Raw genomic sequence first — 20,040 nt, 5'->3', positions numbered from 1 at the left:
CAAGTCGGGAAACCCGCCCAACGCACTGGCTCCCCTTAAAAAGGGGGGCGAGAGGGGATCTTTGAGCGATGAACATGGCGTTCCCGTACCGTATTATCCTCACTCCCAACTCCTAAGTGTTTAACGTAATGACTCTGAAATGACAGCTACTGCTAGCAAACACAATAGGAGAATTCCGACTCGCAAAAACCAACTTCCTACTAAAGGTAGTAGCATGGCGGCGATGTGCAAGATACCAAAACTCATTGACATTATGTAGGCGATCGCAAAGCCGAATATGACAATCAAGAAATATTTCAGGCACTTGGAAGCCAACTTGAGAAGGCGATCGCTCTCTTCAACGAAATGCAAGCACCCAGACAAGTTGAGAAAGTACAAAAAGCAATGGAGTCTTTATAGTAATAATGTTAGTAAATGCTGTTAATACCAATTCTTTATGAAGATGCATAGAATATTAAAAAACGTAGACGCGCAGCGGCGTGCCGCAGGCTACCGCCAAGACGCCAAGAGCGCCAAGAATGGAGGTTATAGCAACCGACACGAAGCTTAGGACAACTTTTCAATCCACAAATCATGCTGTTGCAGCCGTCTACAGCCGACTTGTCCTAACACCTTTGGCGACGGCTATATTTATTTAGTGCAGCTTCACATTAAATTGGTATGAGATTGTTTCCCCAACAGATTTGGCTGAAGAGCTTATTGCGAAATCTCAAGAATATTTGCAGTCTGGAGGCGAGGAAGTTTGGCTCGTGTTTCCTGAAAATCGTTGGATTATTGTGATTACAAAAAATCAGCGACTTGTGTTTATTTCTGGAGAGGTTGTCAGCACTCAAACTGTCCTTAAAGGTTTTAGTGTAGCAGTTGATGAATTGTTGGCTTGATTCAATTTTTTGCATTAATTATCATCGTTTTATAAGTTCGTAGTAAGGACTTTAGTCCTAGACTCATAAACAGCGCTTAAGCGCTCACTATGAACTTAGTACATAATTGCATCTCTTTCATACCGAAAACTTAAACGAAGGCTCAGCGTCCCTTTGTCTTGAAAAGTTTCCTACGGAGGGAAACCCTCCTGCAGAACTTTTCGCTGCGTTTACCTCAGTGTTCCTCTGCGTTTAAAAAGATTACGGATTAATAAAATGCTGTACTTAGAAATACCCCCATCGCGTATGAATGTAAAATCATCAATCAGAATAATCACCACCAGAACCATACTTCCAACCATCAACTAAGCGATTCCAATAGTATTTAGGTACATTAGGCAAATTTTTCATCCACGGTTCTAGTATTTGACTCAGCCAAAATAAAATAGAGTAAATCCCTAAATTTCCGTAATGCACCATCCAATCGAGTAAAGTTCCTAAACCGACTTGTGGAATCACTTTGGCAACTAATCCTGGATGTGTTAAGCCAGTTTTTATCAGCGTTTGCGTTAGTGCTGGAAACTGCACCACATCTTGCAAAAATGGTTTGAGTACGGGTTCGCCGAGTTGTTGCATTTGTTGAAACACCGCAGACAGCAGTTGGTTAATTTGATTTGGATCAATTTCTTGATTTAAATCAACACTCATTGCTCTTTGGAATAGCCAAGTCACAGCTAAACTCGGTTGGTATGGTTGCAGTAGGAAGAGTGCATTTGCAGATAACTGATCTGTTTGCAGCGCCTCGTAAATACCAAATGTTAAACGCTGCAAGTGACGCACCATCGCGCCAAAACCACCAAAACTCAAGGGAGATTGGCTCCCACTGCTATCTCCTACAGGTAAAATGCGACTCCAAGGTGTCTTCAGCGGATGACGATAGGAGGGAAAAAACCCAAACAGCGCTCGTTTAAATGTCAGTTGGTTTAACTCCACGCCTTGATATTCGCTCATCAAGCGCAGATAATCCTCGAAAAGAGCTTCTAAACTTAAGCGTTGTGGATGGGTATCCATGTAAGTAAACATATAAGTGGTTCTGCCATCCCTTGCTGGAAAAGCTTCCCAAAAGTACTGGCATTGGTTTTGCACGGGTGTGAATGATAACAACAAGTCGCCTGTATGGTTTTCCGAAAAACCTTGAGCGCAACTTCCCACAACTAAACAAAGCGCATCTGGTTTTTCTCCCTGACGTGCTTGTCGTGTTATGGGAGAAAGATGTCCCATTGCATCAATTAACAATCTGGTTTTGAATTGGTTGTTTACCATCACTCCATCAGGATGAACAACTGCTTCTGTAAATGGAGTGTTTTCAAACAACTTTCCGCCAGATGCAATAAATCGCTGCTTTAAAGTTTCCAGCAAATAAACTGGATCGACACCAATATTGAGAACATCGCTTACCCAAACTTCTGCACCACCAAAAAAGCTCACTCTCGCAGGGTTGTATTTTGTGGCGATCGCCTGCTCTAATTCTGCATCAGTCAGTAAATTTAATTCCAAAAAAACTTGTAATTCTTTGCGGGAAATATTCCATTCTTGTTCTCTCCCACGCAAAATACCCCGTTCCATTAACGCGACTCGCACTCCCTTCACAGCCAAGGCGCAACCAAGTAAAATCCCTAATGTCCCGCCGCAAATCACAACGTCCCAATCTACGCTACCTAAAGGTTGCTGAGTTTCTTTCACTACCATTGGCACTGATGCGGTACCTTCTTTGAGTGATGCTAACAGGCGATCGCCTTGACGCAACCCTCCCAAAACATTGCCTGGTAATTGCGAAAGAACATTTTCAGTTAGGGACATGACGGTAAATTCTACGAAAGTAACTATTTTTAATTTTCAATGGTACTGATGGAAGTTCCCTCTTAAAATCACTACTAAGTTTTAATAATTTGTATATAAAAGTAGATAGACATAATGTCAATAAGTATTTTCTCGAATAGGGGGAGTCATGAACGATATCAAACAGAATTTAGCTTGTTTTTCAAGATATTCAAAACTTGCTTCTATCGAGACTTCCATTCTTTCTTTACAAAATTTTAACATAATTCGTCTTAATTTAAAGATATTGTAAATAACCTCTGTATTCTTGCGGATCTGAAAAAAAATTATTATCTTTGTATAAGTTTTAGCTTAAAAGTAGAAAATTACTGAAAATCAAAAAAAGCACTGAAACAGCTAGTATGCTGTGAGATTTTTATGAGAATCGCCTTTATAGTAGGACCGTTTCCTGTATTATCTGAGACATTCATTCTGAATCAGATTACAGGTTTGCTTGTGCGTGGACATGAAGTTCACATTTATGGCTATAAGCCTGATGATACTTCTAAGGTTCATCCTGATGTGGAGAAATATCAACTTCTTGACCGTACCTACTACATACCCCAAATTCCCAAAAATTACTTCTTGCGCTTTCTTAAAGGGTTAGCATTTATATCTACCAATTTTCATAAAGCACCTTTGGTTTTGCTGCAATCTCTTAACATTTTCAAGTATGGGAAACGAGCCGCTTCCATGAGGTTGCTTTACTCAATCATGCCTTTATTAAAGTCTCAACCATACGATATTATTCACTGTCAATTTGGGATGTATGGCATCGATGGCATGATTTTACGAGATGTTGGTGCCATCAAAGGAAAATTGATAACTTCGTTTCGAGGTTATGATATCAGTTGGTATGTGAAAGCTTGCGGAGAAAATGTATATGATGAATTATTTGTCAAAGGAGATTTCTTTCTAGCCAATTGTGAGTTTTTTAGACAGCGAGCTATTAAGTTAGGTTGTGACGATAAAAAAATTGTCGTCCACGGTTCTGGAATAGATTGCAGTCGGTTTACCTATAAGCCACGTTATCCACATCCTGATGGCATTCGGATTGTAACAACAGGGCGTCTTGTTGAAAAGAAAGGCATAGAATATGGGATTCGTGCCGTTGCCGAAGTGGTAAAGCTTTACCAGAATATTGAATACAATATCATAGGTGATGGACATTTGAAAGAACACTTGCAGCAGGTGATTTCGGAACTAAATGTTGCTGATAAAGTCAAGCTGCTTGGCTGGAAAAACCAGAAAGAAATTATTGAAATTCTGGATAAAACTCATCTATTTATCGCCCCAAGTGTAACCGCTGAAGACGGAAATCAAGACGCTCCTGTCAACACGTTAAAAGAAGCTATGGCTATGGGTTTAGCAGTTATAGGAACTCTACACGGTGGTATTCCTGAATTGGTAGAAGATGGTATTTCTGGTTTTCTTGTTCCAGAACGTGATGTAGATGCGATCGCCCAAAAGTTACATTATTTTATTGAACATCCAGAAGTCTGGGAACAAATGGGCAGAGCAGGTCGTGTTTATGTAGAAGAACATTACGATATAAACAGACTTAACGATGAGTTAGTAGAAATTTATCAGCAAGTCGTGATGAGTCACGATGAGTTATGCAACCAATTACCAAAAGTATCAGTACCTTCAGAATCCATAAGTTTCTCGTAGTGGATAGTGCTACTATAAAAGAAATGGGTGCTTTCATTTGCTGCAATTTTCAAGTATACAAAATCGTTTCAGATGAGCAGAGGATTTGGAGATGAATTTACCAGGAATTGCAGAAGCCCAAGTTACGATTGTTGTGGTTCCACGGGAGCGTTTCAGTTACACTCGTGAATCTCTTGAAAGCATCTACGAGTATACAAAGTATCCTTTTAATTTAATTTACGTAGATGGTGGTTCACCCTCTCATATCAGGGATTATCTGGTAGCTCAAGCTACTGAGAAAAATTTTCAACTGATTCGCACTGAGCATTACCTCTCCCCAAATAGAGCCAGAAACTTGGGTTTACAACAAGTTACAAGCAAATATGTTGTTTTCATCGATAACGATGTCGTCGTTACTCCAGGCTGGCTAGAAGCAATGGTGGAGTGTGCCGAGGAAACCGGAGCCGCTGTAGTCAGTCCCCTTATCTGTCAGTACCTTCCACTACATACAGAAGTGCATTGTGCAGGTGGAGAATCTGGGGTGAGAGTGGAAACCAAAGGTGAGACAACAAGACGGCGAATAATTGAGAAAATTTATAAACAAGGTCGCCAGGTAGCGGACGTGCGTCCCCAGTTACAACGCCAGCAAACCGGGCTAGCAGAATTCCACTGCATGATGGTACGCACAAAGATATTTGAGAAAATTGGTTTTTTGGATGAAGCACTGCTGAACACGAAAGAACACGTCGATTTGTGTATGCTGGTAACTGAAGCTGGCAGTTCAATTTATCTTGAACCTCAATCTCTGGTGACTTACGTGCCAGGACCACCACTTGAGTGGATAGATATACACTATTATATGCTGCGTTGGAGCGATGCCTGGGAACTGGCTAGCCTGAAACGCTTGCGCGACAAGTGGAACCTCACCGAAGACGAGTACTTTCAAAACAAGTACAAGCGTTTAGGATGGCGGCGAGACATGACAATTGTCAGTCCCCTCACTCGTAAAGTTCCCTTTGGTAAAATTGGCGATCGCATAGCAGGAAAAATACTGCGTCACATGGACAAGGCGCTAAACCGCTATCTAACAACCCGGTACGCCAAGAGACATTTGCACAATTTACAAAATCAGCGATCGCCACAATTGGTGAATGCAATCACAGCAACTTCCGAGAGTTGAGATTTATGGCGTTGCATCTATGCATGATCATTGTTCTTCCAATCTCACGCATAGATACAAAGATTTCTAGTGCGCCTTTGTGTCTAGAGCATCGATTCAGTAATCAAAAACCTAACCCCCCAGCCCCCTTCCCTACAAGGGAAGGGGGAGCATTACTCCCCTCCCCTACCAGGGGAGGGGTTGGGGGAGAGGTTCTTCAGGATTAGTGAATTGGTATTCTACCCGTGAGGTGACTATAGCGGTTCGGAAATTGAATGCACTACAACCTTTTTCTTGTGGGGTGGGCTTCTAGCCCGCCGGCAAAATATGCAGTATTTTCCAGGTAAGAAATTTTGAAGAAAGTCCTCAAATCTCAACCGCCTGCTGAAGTTGTTTATACACCAGAAAGTCAGCTGAGGCGTCCTCGTGAATTGTTCCAACAAATGTGGCGAGACTTGCTGGCTTCTCGCGAACTTGCTTGGCGATTAATGGTACGGGATATCAGCGCCCAGTATCGTCAATCATTCTTAGGAGTCGCTTGGGCTTTTTTACCACCAATTGTCATGGCTACTGGATTTACTCTTGCTAATGATGCCAATGTTATTAATATTGGCACAACAGATATCCCTTATCCAGCTTATGTCATATTCAGTACAGCGCTGTGGCAGACATTTGTAGAAGCGTTAAATGGTCCTGTACAAGCTGTGACAGTGGCAAAACCGATGCTAGCTAGAGTCAACTTTCCCCGAGAAGCACTCATTTTGGCAAAGGTAGGAGAAGTCTTTTTTAACTTTGCCATCAAGCTGATTTTAATAGCGGCATTGTTTATCTGGTTTCATATCCCTGTCACTTGGACAGTGATTTTAGTGCCAGTTGCCTTAATTCACTTAGTTATTTTAGGAACATTTTTCGGTGTTTTATTAGCTCCTTTAGGAATTTTATATCAAGATGTCTCTAGAGGCATAACTTTAGTGACTGGGTTTTGGGTATTCTTGACTCCAGTCGTTTATCCAGTTCCCAGCCAAGGAACCTTTGGGTTTTTAGTCAAGCTTAATCCCGTCACTCCTTTACTAGTAACAACGCGAGAGTTAGCAACAACAGGAGTTGTATCAAACCCTTTAGGATTTTGGGTGGTAAGTGGGCTTTCCTTTGTTGGTTTACTACTAACTTGGATTGTATTTCGTCTTGCTATGCCTTTCGTTGTTGAGAGAGTGAGTTCTTAATCATGACTAATTTGATAGAAAAAGAAGTTGCTGTTACTCCTGAAGATACTGAAGTTGTTATTTCAGTGGACAACGTTTCTAAAAAGTTTTGTAGAGATTTAAAACGCTCTTTATTTTATGGAATTCAGGATATCGCCACCGAATTGGTAGGAGGAAGAAGAAAAAGTGATACTCTCAGAACAAAAGAATTTTGGGCGCTTAAAGATGTTAGTTTTCAACTACGACGAGGAGAAGCGCTAGGCTTAGTTGGTTCAAATGGTGCTGGAAAAAGTACACTGCTGCGCATCATTAGTGGTTTGATTAAGCCGGATACTGGTTCTCTAAAAGTTAAGGGTAGGGTAGCTCCGTTAATTGCTCTCGGTGCAGGGTTTAATCCTATCTTAACAGGAAGAGAAAATATTTATGCAAATATGTCAGTGCTAGGTCTCTCAACCAAAGAAATCGAAGAGAGATTTCAAGATGTGATAGAGTTTGCCGGCATTGCAGATGCGATTGATGCTCCCGTACAAACTTATAGTTCTGGTATGGCTGCACGATTAGGTTTTGCCTGTGCTGTTTACATAGAACCAGATATTTTACTCATTGATGAAGTACTAGCTGTGGGTGATATTTCTTTTAGAATGAAGTGTTACCAAAGACTAGCAAAGCTGCGCGAAAATGGCACAGCTTTTATCTTAGTTTCTCACAATCCTCATGTCGTCTTAAATGTCTGCGAATCTTCTGTTTATTTACAAAAAGGGAAGTTGATCACTTCTGGAGAGACAGAAGCAGTGATTCGCAAATATGAAGAAGACTTGAGTCTCGGAGGAACAGACGCACCTCTGGGAGTCATGTATTTACCAGAAAAACCAAAGAATGAAAGTTTGGGTGTTGATATTGTTTCCCTTTCCTTTAAAGATGAGAAAGGAGAATTACTTGCAACTCCTCTTTGTGGTGAACCAGCTTATTTGTGCATAGAATGCAAAGCACATAAAACAATTAATAATGCAAATATAGGTGTCTTAATTACGGCTTTATCTGGGCAAAATGAGCGGATTTTATACATAACTTCCGGAAGTGATAATGAACTACTCGAAATACTTCCTGGGGAAGTTGAGATACAAATGCAAATGCCTTACTGTTGCTTACTACCGGGTTTCTACAGCGCCAAAATATACATAAAAGAGGGCATCTGCTCTTTTGATATTGTTGAATCTTTTAGATTTGCAGTCAAGGCAAGTAAGGTGACAAGCCAATCGTTATTTTATCAGCCTCGAAAATGGAAAGTCATGAATAAGTAAGCCTAAGGTAAGAAACTGGTGCAGATATAAAGCATTCATTTCCAACTTAGCTTATTCCCCACGTCGTTTAGAAGTCAGGAATAAAGATATGCCACCTCTTGTTTCAGTCATTATACCTTGCTTTAATGCAGAGAGATGGATAGCAGAGGCAATTGATAGCTGCTTACAACAAACCTATTCTAATATTGAAATTGTCGTCATTGATGATGGTTCAACTGACAATTCTTGGAAAATTATCAAAACATTTGAAAAAAAAATAATTTGCGAAAGTTTGCCTCATAAAGGGGGAAATTCCGCCAGAAACAGAGCTTTTACTCTATCTAGGGGGAAGTATATCCAGTTTTTGGATGCTGATGACTATATATTACCAGAAAAAATCGAAAGGCAAGTGCATTTTCTAGAAACAACTGGAGCGGATGTAGTTTATGGTGATTGGAGACACAAACATCATTTGCCTGATGGCACAAGTTTTCTAGATAAAGTAGAGATTGCTGGAACACAAATAGATATACTTGAGTCTCTGCTTGCCAATTGGTGGACTGCTGTTGCTTCTTTACTATATAAGAGAACTGTTGTAGAAAAGAGTGGTGGTTGGGATGAAAAGTTGCGGGCTGCACAGGATAGAGATTTCTTTTTATCAGTAGCCCTCAATGGTGCCAAAGTTGTCTATCAACCTGGCTGTTATTCTATCTATAGACGATATGGCAATGTCACAGTCTCTAGTAGCTCTGCCCCTCGCTGGATAGAAAGCCACTGTGCAGTCTTAGAAAAGGCAGAAAAAAAACTGATACAGATGAACCAATTGACGATGAGGTATCGGTATGCGTTAGCTAAATCTTACTTTGAACTGGCTAGAGATTCTTTGTTGATTGACAACTACTCACAATACATACGATTCTTAGAAGAAGCTTTAATTCTGTTTCCAGATTTTAAGCGAAATTCTCATAGACCATTTTATCGTCTTGTCCAAAGAATTTGTGGCTTTCGTCTTACTGAAAGAATTGCTTGTCGTATACTGTTGATCCAAAAGTTCTTCAATTCAATAATAGATAACCTTGTTAGCCCGGAAAAAAAATATATATAACACTCTAGGATGTGCGATCGCAATCTTACTATAGCCATAATACAATAGTTCACATTGCAGGTAAGACTGATGAATCGTGGAAAAATAGTTGCAATTATTACAGGTGCGATTTCCATACTTTTGGCAATTGCCTACCTTCTCCTTGTGCAACTGCTGGACTTTCGGGGCGAAATGAAACCCGCCCCTACGAGTCAGTTGTCGCACCAGTCATCAGTAGTTGCGTACAGTTTACCAGAATATGGGCAAGCAGTCGTAGAAAAAATCTACTAATTCAAGCGAAAAGCATAAAAGAGACGCCATTCGTTGTGTCTCTGCTTTTTTATATCGAACTACTATAGATAAAAAACAATAGTAACTATTGAATCAAACAACTATAGGTGCCAAACAATAGTAACTATCGAAATGTATAAGTGTATAAGAATTTCTTAGAGTAAATATCTATTAATTATTTAGTTAGCTTATTCCCTTTTTGCACAGCAACAGGTAATCTATACTATATGTAAAGAACATTAAATAAAAATTAAATTTCCTGATTCCGATATCTGTATTGACTGGAAATAACGGTTGTTACTTGACAACCGCGTTTCGTTATGCTGCAAATTTAGAGGAGAGTTCATGGCTCATTTTCTACTTGAAAGCGTTTGGTTAGTACCTTGCTATGCCTTGATTGGTGGGGTTTTAGCTCTGCCTTGGTCTCCAGGAATCATTCGACGCACAGGACCAAGACCAGCGGGTTACATCAACCTGGTTATGACGTTTTTTGCGTTTGTTCATGCTGCTGTTGTATTACCAGCAACCTGGAATCAACCGCCGTATGAGATATCTATACCTTGGGTGAGTACGGCTGGTTTAAACCTCTCTATTGATTTAGAAATCTCCTCATTAAGTGTCGGCGCAATGGTTGTGATTGCTGGCTTGAATTTGCTGGCACAAATTTTTGCTGTCGGCTATATGGAGATGGACTGGGGGTGGGCACGCTTCTATTCGCTGTTGGGTTTGTTTGAAGCTGGGCTATGCGCCCTTGCATTATGCAACTCTTTGTTTTTCAGTTACATCATTTTGGAAGTCCTAACTTTAGGAACTTACTTATTAGTAGGACTTTGGTTTAGCCAGCCTTTGGTTGTGACGGGTGCTAGAGATGCTTTCTTAACCAAGCGGGTGGGAGATTTATTTCTGCTGATGGGGGTATTGGGTTTATTCCCCCTAGTAGGGACTTGGAACTATACGGAACTCGCGGAGTGGGCGGCTAGTGCCAATGTAAACCCAACTTTGATAACGTTAGTGTGTTTGGCATTAATTGCAGGTCCGATGGGTAAGTGTGCGCAGTTTCCCTTGCACTTGTGGTTGGATGAGGCAATGGAAGGACCTGTTCCTAGTACGATTTTACGGAATTCAGTAGTCGTTGCCAGTGGTGCTTGGGTGCTGATTAAACTGCAACCTGTTTTTAGCTTGTCGCCCATCGCCAGTTCTGTAATGGTGGCTATTGGTGCAGTGACAGCAGTGGGTGGTTCTTTGATTGCGATCGCCCAAATTGACATCAAACGTTGCTTATCCTATTCCGTGAGTACCTACATGGGTTTGGTGTTTATCGCCGTAGGAACGCAACAAAACGAAGCAGCACTCTTGTTAGTACTGACTCATGCTTTAGCCGCAGCACTCTTAGTCATGAGTACAGGTGCCATTATCTGGAACAGCATTACTCAAGATATTACGCTTCTAGGGGGACTTTGGTCACGCCGTCCAGTATCAGGCATAGCTTATGTAGTAGGGATTTTGGCGTTAATTGGTTTTCCACCTTTGGGCGGCTTTTGGGCATTGCTGAAATTAGCTTCAGGGCTGTGGGAAACCCAACCTTGGTTAGTGGGAGTGGTGATAGCGGTGAACGCTTTGACAGCTTTCAGCTTAACTAGGGAATTCAGTTTAATTTTTGGTGGTAAACCCAAGCAAATGAGCGATCGCTCTCCTGAAGTGAGTTGGCAAATGTCTCTACCAATGATTATTTTGCTTGCTTTTACTCTCCATTTACCCTTGGTGTTGCAAAGCTTATCACTGCTACCAAGCTGGGCAACTCTCAACAAAGATGTTGCACTACTACTGATTTGGTCGAGTGTTTTCGGTTGCAGTATCAGTAGTGTGATTTATCTGGGCAATGTCATTCCCAAACCTATTCGTTTTCCCATCAAACCCTTACAAGACTTGCTAGCATACGACTTCTACACACCAAAACTGTATCGGATGAGCATAGTTTTGGGTGTTGACCTGATTTCAAAACTTGCCGACATGATTGACCGCCTCATATTCGATGGAATTGTTAACTTAGTTGGCTTAATTTCCATATTGAGTGGAGAAGGTTTGAAATACAGCACCTCAGGACAAACGCAGTTTTATGCATTCACTGTGCTGTTGGGAGTAGGAGTTTTAGGAATGCTTGTGAGTTGGCAATATTGGGGAGTTCAGTTTTTAGATTTGATGTTTTAGTTCTCTCTGAGTTAATTGATGCAGGCAAATTGAAAGTTGTCGGTGCTTATTACGATTTAGACCATGGCAAAGTCACTATAGTGAGTTAACAATGTAGTTGTTAACCAGTGACTTAAGACTGACGCAAAACCTATCTCTTTTGCCTTTCTCTGTATTCTCTGCGTCAGTCATCTTACTAACAAATTTTCTTTTAACTTGAATCACTCTATGCTCAGTACCTTAATTTGGCTGCCTATTTTAGGTGCCGCTGTTATTAGTTTATTGCCTCGTGCTATTCCTGCAATTAATATTCGTTTGACAGCCTTAACTGTTGCTGGATTAGCTCTTCTTTGGAATATTTTCCTATTCCTGAAATTTGATATTTCCAATTCAGGAATGCAGTTACAGGAATATTTACCTTGGAATGATACCCTGGGTTTGAGCTATCAATTAGGGGCTGATGGGCTTTCCATACTGATGCTCATTTTAAACAGTTTGCTGACTTGGATTGCTATTTACAGCAGCAGTCAACAGACTGAACGTCCCCGGCTTTTCTATTCGCTCATATTATTCGTCAGTGGAGGGGTAGCAGGTGCGATCGCTGCACAGAATTTGTTGCTCTTCTTCTTGTTCTACGAACTAGAATTGATACCCTTCTATCTGCTGATTTCCATTTGGGGTGGACAAAAGCGGGCTTATGCTGCCATGAAATTCCTGATTTATACTGCTGTTTCAGGAGCATTAATTCTGGCAACATTCTTAGGTACAGTGTGGCTTACTGGTTCAACCAGCTTTAATTACGATGCACTCTCCACCCAAACCTTATCAACAGCACTACAAATCATTCTACTTGCAGGGATAGTGCTAGGTTTTGGTATCAAAATTCCTCTAATTCCCTTGCATACTTGGTTACCCGATGCTTACGTTGAAGCTTCAGCCCCCGTTGCTATTCTTCTCGGCGGAGTGCTAGCAAAGCTAGGAACTTATGGCATTTTGCGGTTTGGAATGGCGCTGTTTCCCCAAGCTTGGAGTATTATTGCGCCGACTTTGGCAATTTGGGGGGCAGTCAGTGCGATATACGGGGCGCTTACAGCCATTGCCCAAAAAGACATCAAGCGCATGGTAGCATACAGTTCCATCGGTCATATGGGCTATATATTGCTAGCTGCTGCTGCCAGCACTTCCTTAGCACTCATCGGTGCCATTACACAAATGGTGAGTCACGGCATCATCCTCGCCATCCTCTTCCATCTGGTGGGAGTTGTGGAAGCAAAGGTGGGAACCCGTGAGTTGGATAAACTCAATGGCTTAATGAGTCCCATACGCGGACTACCCCTGATCAGCGCCCTACTAGTTTTAGGTGGTATGGCAAGCGCTGGCATTCCAGGCATGGTAGGATTCATTGCTGAGTTTATAGTCTTTCAAGGTAGTTTCTCGGTCTTTCCCATACCAACACTATTGTGTGTAGTTGCAAGTGGCTTAACCGCAGTCTACTTTGTTATCCTCCTTAACCGTACCTGTTTTGGCAAACTTGACAACAACTTGGCTTATTATCCCAAAGTTTTGTGGTCTGAGAAAATACCAGCCCTTGTCTTGGCAGTTCTCATCTTGTTCTTAGGAATACAACCCACTTGGTTAGTGCGTTGGAGTGAACCAACATCTACAGCAATGGTTGCGGCTATTCCTCCTGTTGAGAAAGCCGTAACTACTCAAGTAGCTCTCAATCAAAAAACTTGACTTAAAAACCCTTCTTTTTCAGAACTAACCACTAACAACCAAAAACTCATAATCTGAAAAGATAAGATCCCCGACTTCTTTAAGAAGTCGGGGATCTGAAGAAGACCAATTTATGCGCTTACAAAGCAGGCTGCGCCAACACAAACGAAATAGGATTGCTATAGCTAAATTTGAGGAAATCCAAATGGTACAAACTCCAGAGAAATCTGCAACTAAATTACCTCCTTCAACCCATGAATTTGCAGAAGTCATTCATCGGTTAGAAGCAGGCGGCGCAATGTTGCCCGATACGCCAGAAAACTTAATGCAAATCATCGGTCTTTACAAAGCTTATGCAGTGCCGATGGACTTTTACTGGCGCGACTTATTATATATTGCCGAACGCGTATTTATAAATCCATTTCCCTTCTTCAAATACTTCTTGCCTAAAGAGTATTTAGAACTGCACAATCATTATGCAGGCGATGATGCTGAGTTGAGAGTTTGGCGCGGTGAAGCAACTGCCCATCCAGAACTATTGGCATTTATGGAAAAGGGTGAAACCTTCAAAATGCCGAAGTTATTGCATCACTTATTCCACGATCGCATCAACATGGAATTTGCTGAAGCTTGTATGCGGGCAATGCTTTGGCACAGAGGTATGGGTGGACAATTTGACCCTTATCTGGACACCGAAGAATATAAAGCCAACGCTGACAGGGCAATCAAAGCTTACTTCCAAGGCAACCCATTCATGTTGGCACTCTACAAACTGTTCCCAGATATGTTTATAGAACAGTGCCGCCAGATGTCTTACTATGCTAATTTGGGCTTGTTCTGGGAAATCATGGCTCCCGTATTCTTTGAAATGTCAGATTTGTATGACGAAGGGAAAATTGCCAGTGTCCCAGACGCAATGAATTTCTTGGTGAATGGAATTCTTGCAGTTGCAAATCGTCCCATTTATCATAATGTTTATATCCGTGGCGAATGCTACGAAATCGTTCCCAAATCTAAAGGCTTTGTCTGGCTTCACGAAGCTGCATTACCTTACGTGGAAGCTGTTTTTTACCGCACCGCTCCCTTCCGTGGTACAAAATCTTACAACGCTCAAGCACGGCAAATACCTACAGACCAAAAAGACTTCCACTACGGGATTCTTTATGCAGATGTCTTTCCAGTAGGTACCGCTGGCATTCCACCAACACTGCTTATGCAAGATATGTTGCACTTTTTACCACCATATCTTATTGAATACTACAAGCAACATTGCCGAGGAGAAGAAGATATGCTGATTCAGTTGGGAATTAGTTTCCAACGATCAATGTACTGTGTGACTTCTGCGGTAATTCAAGCATTACGAACAGCACTTTTACATCCTTTAGATGACCCAGATCCTGAGCATTTACAAGCAAATCGGGAGTTTTTTGAGACTCAGTTAAACCGTTTCACACGTCCCGAATATGGTATTCGTAATGCTGCTCGTTTGCGGGATATTCAAAGCCAGGATTATAGATAAGCGAAAACACATTTAAATTGACGTGAGTTCCATGTATCCTGATTTGACCCCTCTCCAAACCTCTCCCCACCTCTCCCTAACCCTCCCCTAAGAGGGGAGGGAAGAGGAGCAGCTTTTTTTACTGGGAGAGGCTTAAAAATCCCATTTTTACGTAGCTCCTCCCTCTCCTACAAGGAGAGGGAGGTTGGGTGGGAGAGGTCCCAATACGGTTCGGTTAAAATCCCCCCGCCTGCGGCGACCTCCTTAAAAAGGGGGTAAAAGAGGGTTAAAAGCCCCCCTTTTTAAGGGGAGCCAGTGCGTTGGGCGGGTTTCCCGACTTGAAGCACCTGGCGTGGGTTGGGGGGATCTTCAAAATATTAAAACGTTAAGCGAACCGTATTGGGAGAGGTCCTGAGAACTCACGTTACAGCTATTTTCAGGTAAATAGACCACATTTGCCGTAGGGGCACAGCATTGCTGTGCCCTTACAGTGTGGTTCAAATACGTGAAAACTGCTGTAAATTGCATACTTTCTTGTGAGTGTCGTCATGAGTCATTAGACTCGCCCAAAAATTTGAAAAGCAGTGAGTGTCTGGCTTGGAGGAAGTTTACCTGCAAGCGATCGCTTTTTCATCTTCAAATGTACTACCTGTGAATCAAAGTGAATAGAGAGTAACCACTGACACCCAAGATGAAAACAACGGCGGCAGAAAAAACTACGATATCTCTCACAATAAATAAAATCCAATCTTTTCTTAATTCCTGTTTAGACTTGAGTTCTCGCAGCTTCCGTTCAAGCGCTGCATCTTCTTGAGACTGCAAATTTAGTGATGATAAAATCAGCGGATTTTTACCTTGTTTAGCAATTAAATTGGATAAATCTTTTAAATCTGTCATTCTGCTAAATGCCAACAATTTCAGTCTCTAGAGTTTTCTTTTCGTCAGTAATCCATAAATGCTTCCCGTTCTGCTTTGCTTCTACTGCTACCTGCATCAAAACTATACCTTTCAGCAGAACCTCAGCCATGTCTCCATCAAGCTGTTGAGCTACATTATTCAAAGTTTCATATAGTTCGGGTGACAAATCCAAACGGATTTGTACACGCTGATTTTTATCTTTTATAGTCATTTGTGTTGCCTTAGAATGCGATTAAGTAGGTCAGCCCAAATATACATTTTTTGTTTGTACGTAGTAAGCGCTTTAGCGCTAAAGCGCTTACTACAAGCGTTTCACGTAAATGTACATCTTTTAACATAAGTTTGTTTAATCACGCTGACCTACTTACCTCTATTTTGCATAAAAATATGAGGCGATCGCCCTACTCCTTGACGTTACCTTGAGGCATCTTAAATTCTGTCTATGATGAGGGCGATCGCATTTCCTAACCCAAGAAAAGTGCTGTAGAAAACTTTGTTAGTGACTACGGATGAGTCAATAACTATCGGCTGCCGATACTCTGTGGATCGAAATTCCCGAAAGGGTTATGATACAGGTGAAACGGGCTTTTATACATCTTTTGTAGCTGCTCTCCTGCATCACTTAACCGGACTCGAAGAGTGTCAATATTATTTACCCCAAGGGGACGCAATAATCGCTGGGCGTATTTAGCACGATATGCCTCTAACAAATACCTGGGTGCCTTATCCATGTATAATGTACTCCATGCTCCCCACCAATTCATCCAGTTACTAGCCTCTTCTTTTTGACATTCCACTCGTAGAAACAAGAAACAGTCAGCATCCATGAATTGCTGCATTGGGACAAGTTTTGCAAGCTCTCCATTTGTATGACGCTCATACAGTATGTCCGCATGAAGTGATTTTCTGTCAAGTTTTAAGCGGTTATTACGACGGTTCAATAAATCAAGATCCTGAGATACATAAGTGAATGGGACTAGACTAGGTTTCTCATATATTTCATTGTTCTCAACGTAGATATCCTCTTCCAACAAATCCGCGATTAGTCTCCAATGACTCTCGCGAATGAGGAACGAGAAAAATATCACAAAGAGTTCGTGACCTATGAACTTATAAAAATCAAAATCAGACTTTCGAGAGCTACCTGAGAAACCACGCGGGAGATAGTAACGTTCAAGAATTAGTTCAAAACATTTATATAGTTCGAGAGATACATCGGCGTTGTTCATCGTTGCGATGACTTCTGCAAGACGAGCAAACTCCAAAACTAATTCTTTCGTTTCCTCAATTGAATGAATAAGCAACTCATCTGCTACACCTCCTGCTGAAAAATCAGGAGCTAGTGCGTCAAGTTCATCTCTTAACCATGTCATGAAGCGACGGACTAAAGATGCTTGATTTGGCTGAGAACTTTCAACTGCGATTCTCGCCTGTTCGCCGATTGATAGTGGCTGTACAATTTCTGCAAGCGTTTGTATATCCAGTCCTTCCAAGATAGTACGAAGTCCAGCTTCTAACTTTGCTTGAAGTTGCTTACGCTCTGTGGCACGATCCTCACTCTCTTTAGGCATACAGTAGGTGATTACTCGTCTCATACGGAGGTCGAATGGCAGTTCTTCTGGCTTACCAAAAGCTGAATTTATAACCATGATAATGTTTTCCCAACCCAAAGCCTTAATTGCATATCCAAGTTCAATTAAGACATTGGGATTTGGAGTAAGTCGAGACGGAGTATTTTGGTTAATAATTGAAATATCACATACGAAAACCTGAGCCTGTTCGATTTTGCCAAAGATTGTATGAGCAATATCAGGTGCTCCAGGTACATCCTTTGTATCGCGGTCTACAACTGGCTCTACTTCTATGGAGTCATCATTGCGGATAGATTTTCCACCATCTTCAAGAGCCTTTTCGATAAATCCACGATTTGTAGCGTTCGGCAAGTCTGACTGCCAAGAGTAGAAGATTTTGCAGTTCATAATTAATTATGTTATCCCCCAGCCGGGAAAACACCCAGCCGGGGGTATCACATTACATCAAAACATCAAATCTAGTTTAATGCACTAACTCCATCCCCCTCTTCGCCAACGCCTGTGCTGTCAAACCATTAAACGCCATCAACTCGCCAGCACTCGCTGTCGTTTCCCCACGTTTCCACGCAAAGGTATCCCGCTTCGCCGTACTCCGCAGCATGATAGGTTCCAGCATCGCCGCAGCGCCACCAGTTACACCAATCAACGCATCACCAGCAAACAATTCGGCAAATTTATCATCATCCAAGAAACCGCCATCGGGTTCAGAACAAGTATCCCAAGCGGTATCATGAGGACGATACAAACGCCGGGGGTTGATAACAGAAACAATCTTGACGGCAATACCTTCAGTTTCTAGAAAAGCAGCAGCTTCAAATACTGGCATTAACGTCATATCGCCAATTACGGCAAATACAACTTTCTTACTTCCCCCTTGATTAGACTCGACATCTTGCAACACGACTGCGCCATCGCGTAACCCTTGACGAGTTTGTTCAAATGTTGTTCTAATTGGCAACGGCGACTTACTCGCAGTAATCACAATTCCCTTATTCTTTGTTGTCAGCGCCCAGTCATAACAGACTTGAATACTGTTAGCATCGGGGGGGAATAATGGGAAGACATTTCCATTCCGCATTAAGGAAGCAAAATAAGCTTCAATTTCTGGACGTTGGTGAGTCCAACCGTTACGCCCTTGCTCTAATGCGCCAGCAGTAAATAAAGTAATAGTCGAGGGAGTTTGACGCCGCAATTCTGCCATTGCTTGCGTGACTGTTTGCCAAATTGGTAAACCGTTGATGGCAAAAGATTCGTAGGAACACCACAAAGTCCTCGCACCCATCAACGACAAACCAGCAGCTAATCCAGCACAAGCATCTTCACTCAATGGTTCGTAAACTTGTCCGCCTGGTGCTTGGTTGTATAAGTCGTCTGTGGTGGGGTGGATAATCTTGAGTGCTTGGTTGATATTAGCAATTCCTGATGCTTCATTACCATCGGCGTTAGTCACCAGGAAATTCTTATCTTTCTGTCCAACTATTCCCACTAATCTTCCCATAGATGTGGTGGAAACTTTTGGATCTCCTCCTACTGCATATTCTTCTAAAGCCAATTCGCCTAATTCTGGCAATGGTAATTCAAATTCTGTCACAACTGTCTTCGCTGCGGGACCACCGCCTGCGCGTTCAGCATTTGTCCGTACCAGTTGCCAAGCTTCTGGAGGTAAGGCGCGTTCTTTCAACGCATTTATAATATGGGGAGCATCGAGCGTATCTTTAGGATAAAGGTTGTGCGATTTTGCACCTCTTGCGTGGACTCCTGCACCTTTGAGTTGTTTTATGATGAACACGGTAAGCTTGCCGCCAAGTGCAGATTTAGCAGCTTTATCCACACCAGTTAGTACGGCTTTGGTGAAAGCTAGCCGCTGCTCAAATGAAAAGGCGGTACTATCAACATAATCGCCTGGCTGGTTTTGGTCGTCAAAATCTTTGGCATCGACTAACACGACTTCTTCAAAACCGTTACCTTGCCAGTATGCGCTCATCTGTTCATTCGTTTTCAGGGAAACCATGCTATGGTGTTCCTGGCTGTAACCGTTCCACACCAACACTGGCAAGAAGTTGGTCGTCTGTGGAAACGCGGTGTGGAAGTGTGCGATCGCACTTATGATATACGGTTCACCCAGTCCACCGTCGCCAACGGTGAAGGGGAATAACTTATCTTTGTGCAGCTTTGCAGCTGCCATTGCAAAGTGTTGCCCTTGTCCCAAAGGACCTGCGGGTGCAAGAATACCGGGAATGTAGCCAGAAAGGTGTCCCAACAGTCCGTGCTTTTCCCGGAAGCGATCGCGCAATTGTTGCACTGTAAAAATTCCCATGTCCTCTAGCGAACGATCCAAGAACATGGCACTATAAAATCCAGGGGCATGGTGTCCCACTTCCGTGATAATGTTCTTGTAACCGAGCATGACAAGCGCGGCGTAAGCTTCCGCTTGAGAGGCAAAACCACCTGGGTGTCCAGAGGCTTTAGAGCCGGTGATTTGCAATGTCAGGTAGCGCAAAGCGTCGGCAGCAAGTAAAGTTTGGAAGACGGCTGCTGGATCTGTGGGATTGGCACTCCCGCCCGACTCTATGGCAGGTGTTCCACCATAAGTTTCAAAACCTGGAATTGCTTCACCAAAGTATTGAATTCCTTCGCAAAAGTCGGGAGATGCTGCAGTTGCCTTTGGGGTGATTGCTGTCATGCTAAATACCTTATTTTAACTATTGAGGAGACACTATACATG

Annotated in this window: 16 protein-coding genes; 10 read left to right on the top strand and 6 right to left on the bottom strand. The window is 42.2% G+C overall.

What is annotated here, in order from left to right:
- Positions 1-120: 120 nt before the first annotated feature.
- Positions 121-351, bottom strand: a complete 231-nt coding sequence (locus tag V5G28_RS08160; protein WP_332988468.1) for a hypothetical protein — start codon at positions 349-351, stop codon at positions 121-123.
- Between the two features lie 314 nt (positions 352-665).
- Here V5G28_RS08160 and V5G28_RS08155 point away from each other — a divergent pair, with 314 nt between their 5' ends.
- Positions 666-881, top strand: coding sequence for a Uma2 family endonuclease (locus tag V5G28_RS08155; RefSeq protein WP_442994234.1), 216 nt, complete (start codon positions 666-668; stop codon positions 879-881).
- A 300-nt stretch (positions 882-1,181) separates the two neighbouring features.
- On the opposite strand, the gene V5G28_RS08150 is transcribed toward V5G28_RS08155, so the two are convergent.
- A complete protein-coding gene (locus V5G28_RS08150; RefSeq protein ID WP_332988463.1) occupies positions 1,182-2,720 on the bottom strand; it encodes an NAD(P)/FAD-dependent oxidoreductase in 1,539 nt (512 codons plus the stop codon).
- A gap of 396 nt (positions 2,721-3,116) precedes the next feature.
- Here V5G28_RS08150 and V5G28_RS08145 point away from each other — a divergent pair, with 396 nt between their 5' ends.
- The 9 genes from V5G28_RS08145 to V5G28_RS08105 all read left to right on the top strand — a co-directional run bounded on the left by V5G28_RS08145 (position 3,117) and on the right by V5G28_RS08105 (position 14,826).
- Entirely contained in the window at positions 3,117-4,409 is a 1,293-nt protein-coding gene (locus V5G28_RS08145; protein ID WP_332988461.1) for a glycosyltransferase, read from the top strand.
- 91 nt (positions 4,410-4,500) lie between these two features.
- On the top strand, positions 4,501-5,568 hold the full coding sequence (locus V5G28_RS08140) for a glycosyltransferase family 2 protein (RefSeq protein ID WP_332988459.1): 1,068 nt from the start codon (positions 4,501-4,503) through the stop codon (positions 5,566-5,568).
- Positions 5,569-5,990: 422 nt separating this feature from the next.
- Positions 5,991-6,770, top strand: a complete 780-nt coding sequence (locus V5G28_RS08135) for an ABC transporter permease (RefSeq protein ID WP_442994233.1) — start codon at positions 5,991-5,993, stop codon at positions 6,768-6,770.
- A gap of 2 nt (positions 6,771-6,772) precedes the next feature.
- On the top strand, positions 6,773-8,050 hold the full coding sequence (locus V5G28_RS08130) for an ABC transporter ATP-binding protein (protein WP_332988455.1): 1,278 nt from the start codon (positions 6,773-6,775) through the stop codon (positions 8,048-8,050).
- An 88-nt stretch (positions 8,051-8,138) separates the two neighbouring features.
- Positions 8,139-9,134 carry a glycosyltransferase family 2 protein gene (locus V5G28_RS08125; protein WP_332988452.1) on the top strand — a complete coding sequence of 332 codons (996 nt, stop codon included), beginning with the start codon at positions 8,139-8,141 and terminating at the stop codon, positions 9,132-9,134.
- Between the two features lie 69 nt (positions 9,135-9,203).
- Positions 9,204-9,404 (top strand): hypothetical protein, encoded by a 201-nt coding sequence (locus V5G28_RS08120; RefSeq protein WP_096562355.1) that lies wholly within the window; start codon positions 9,204-9,206, stop codon positions 9,402-9,404.
- A gap of 345 nt (positions 9,405-9,749) precedes the next feature.
- Positions 9,750-11,612 (top strand): NAD(P)H-quinone oxidoreductase subunit F, encoded by a 1,863-nt coding sequence (locus tag V5G28_RS08115; protein ID WP_332988449.1) that lies wholly within the window; start codon positions 9,750-9,752, stop codon positions 11,610-11,612.
- A gap of 207 nt (positions 11,613-11,819) precedes the next feature.
- Positions 11,820-13,328, top strand: a complete 1,509-nt coding sequence (locus V5G28_RS08110) for an NADH-quinone oxidoreductase subunit M (protein ID WP_332988447.1) — start codon at positions 11,820-11,822, stop codon at positions 13,326-13,328.
- Positions 13,329-13,512: 184 nt separating this feature from the next.
- A complete protein-coding gene (locus tag V5G28_RS08105; protein WP_332988445.1) occupies positions 13,513-14,826 on the top strand; it encodes a CO2 hydration protein in 1,314 nt (437 codons plus the stop codon).
- Between the two features lie 624 nt (positions 14,827-15,450).
- Here the strand turns inward: V5G28_RS08105 and V5G28_RS08100 are convergent.
- The 4 genes from V5G28_RS08100 to V5G28_RS08085 form a co-directional block, all read right to left on the bottom strand.
- The gene (locus V5G28_RS08100; protein WP_096562352.1) at positions 15,451-15,702 is read right to left on the bottom strand and encodes a hypothetical protein; all 252 of its coding nucleotides are present in this window, start codon (positions 15,700-15,702) and stop codon (positions 15,451-15,453) included.
- Between the two features lie 4 nt (positions 15,703-15,706).
- Positions 15,707-15,934 (bottom strand): DNA-binding protein, encoded by a 228-nt coding sequence (locus tag V5G28_RS08095; RefSeq protein WP_332988442.1) that lies wholly within the window; start codon positions 15,932-15,934, stop codon positions 15,707-15,709.
- 310 nt (positions 15,935-16,244) lie between these two features.
- Positions 16,245-17,702, bottom strand: coding sequence for a hypothetical protein (locus tag V5G28_RS08090; protein WP_332988440.1), 1,458 nt, complete (start codon positions 17,700-17,702; stop codon positions 16,245-16,247).
- 76 nt (positions 17,703-17,778) lie between these two features.
- Positions 17,779-19,998, bottom strand: a complete 2,220-nt coding sequence (locus V5G28_RS08085; RefSeq protein ID WP_336230098.1) for a phosphoketolase — start codon at positions 19,996-19,998, stop codon at positions 17,779-17,781.
- Positions 19,999-20,040: the final 42 nt, after the last annotated feature.

It is taken from the genome of Scytonema sp. PRP1 (assembly GCF_036697665.2).
In the GTDB taxonomy this organism is placed as follows: Bacteria; Cyanobacteriota; Cyanobacteriia; order Cyanobacteriales; family Nostocaceae; genus Kalymmatonema; species Kalymmatonema gypsitolerans.
The sequence above is the reverse complement of the archived record's forward strand: the minus strand, read 5'-3'. Positions and strand labels throughout refer to the sequence as shown.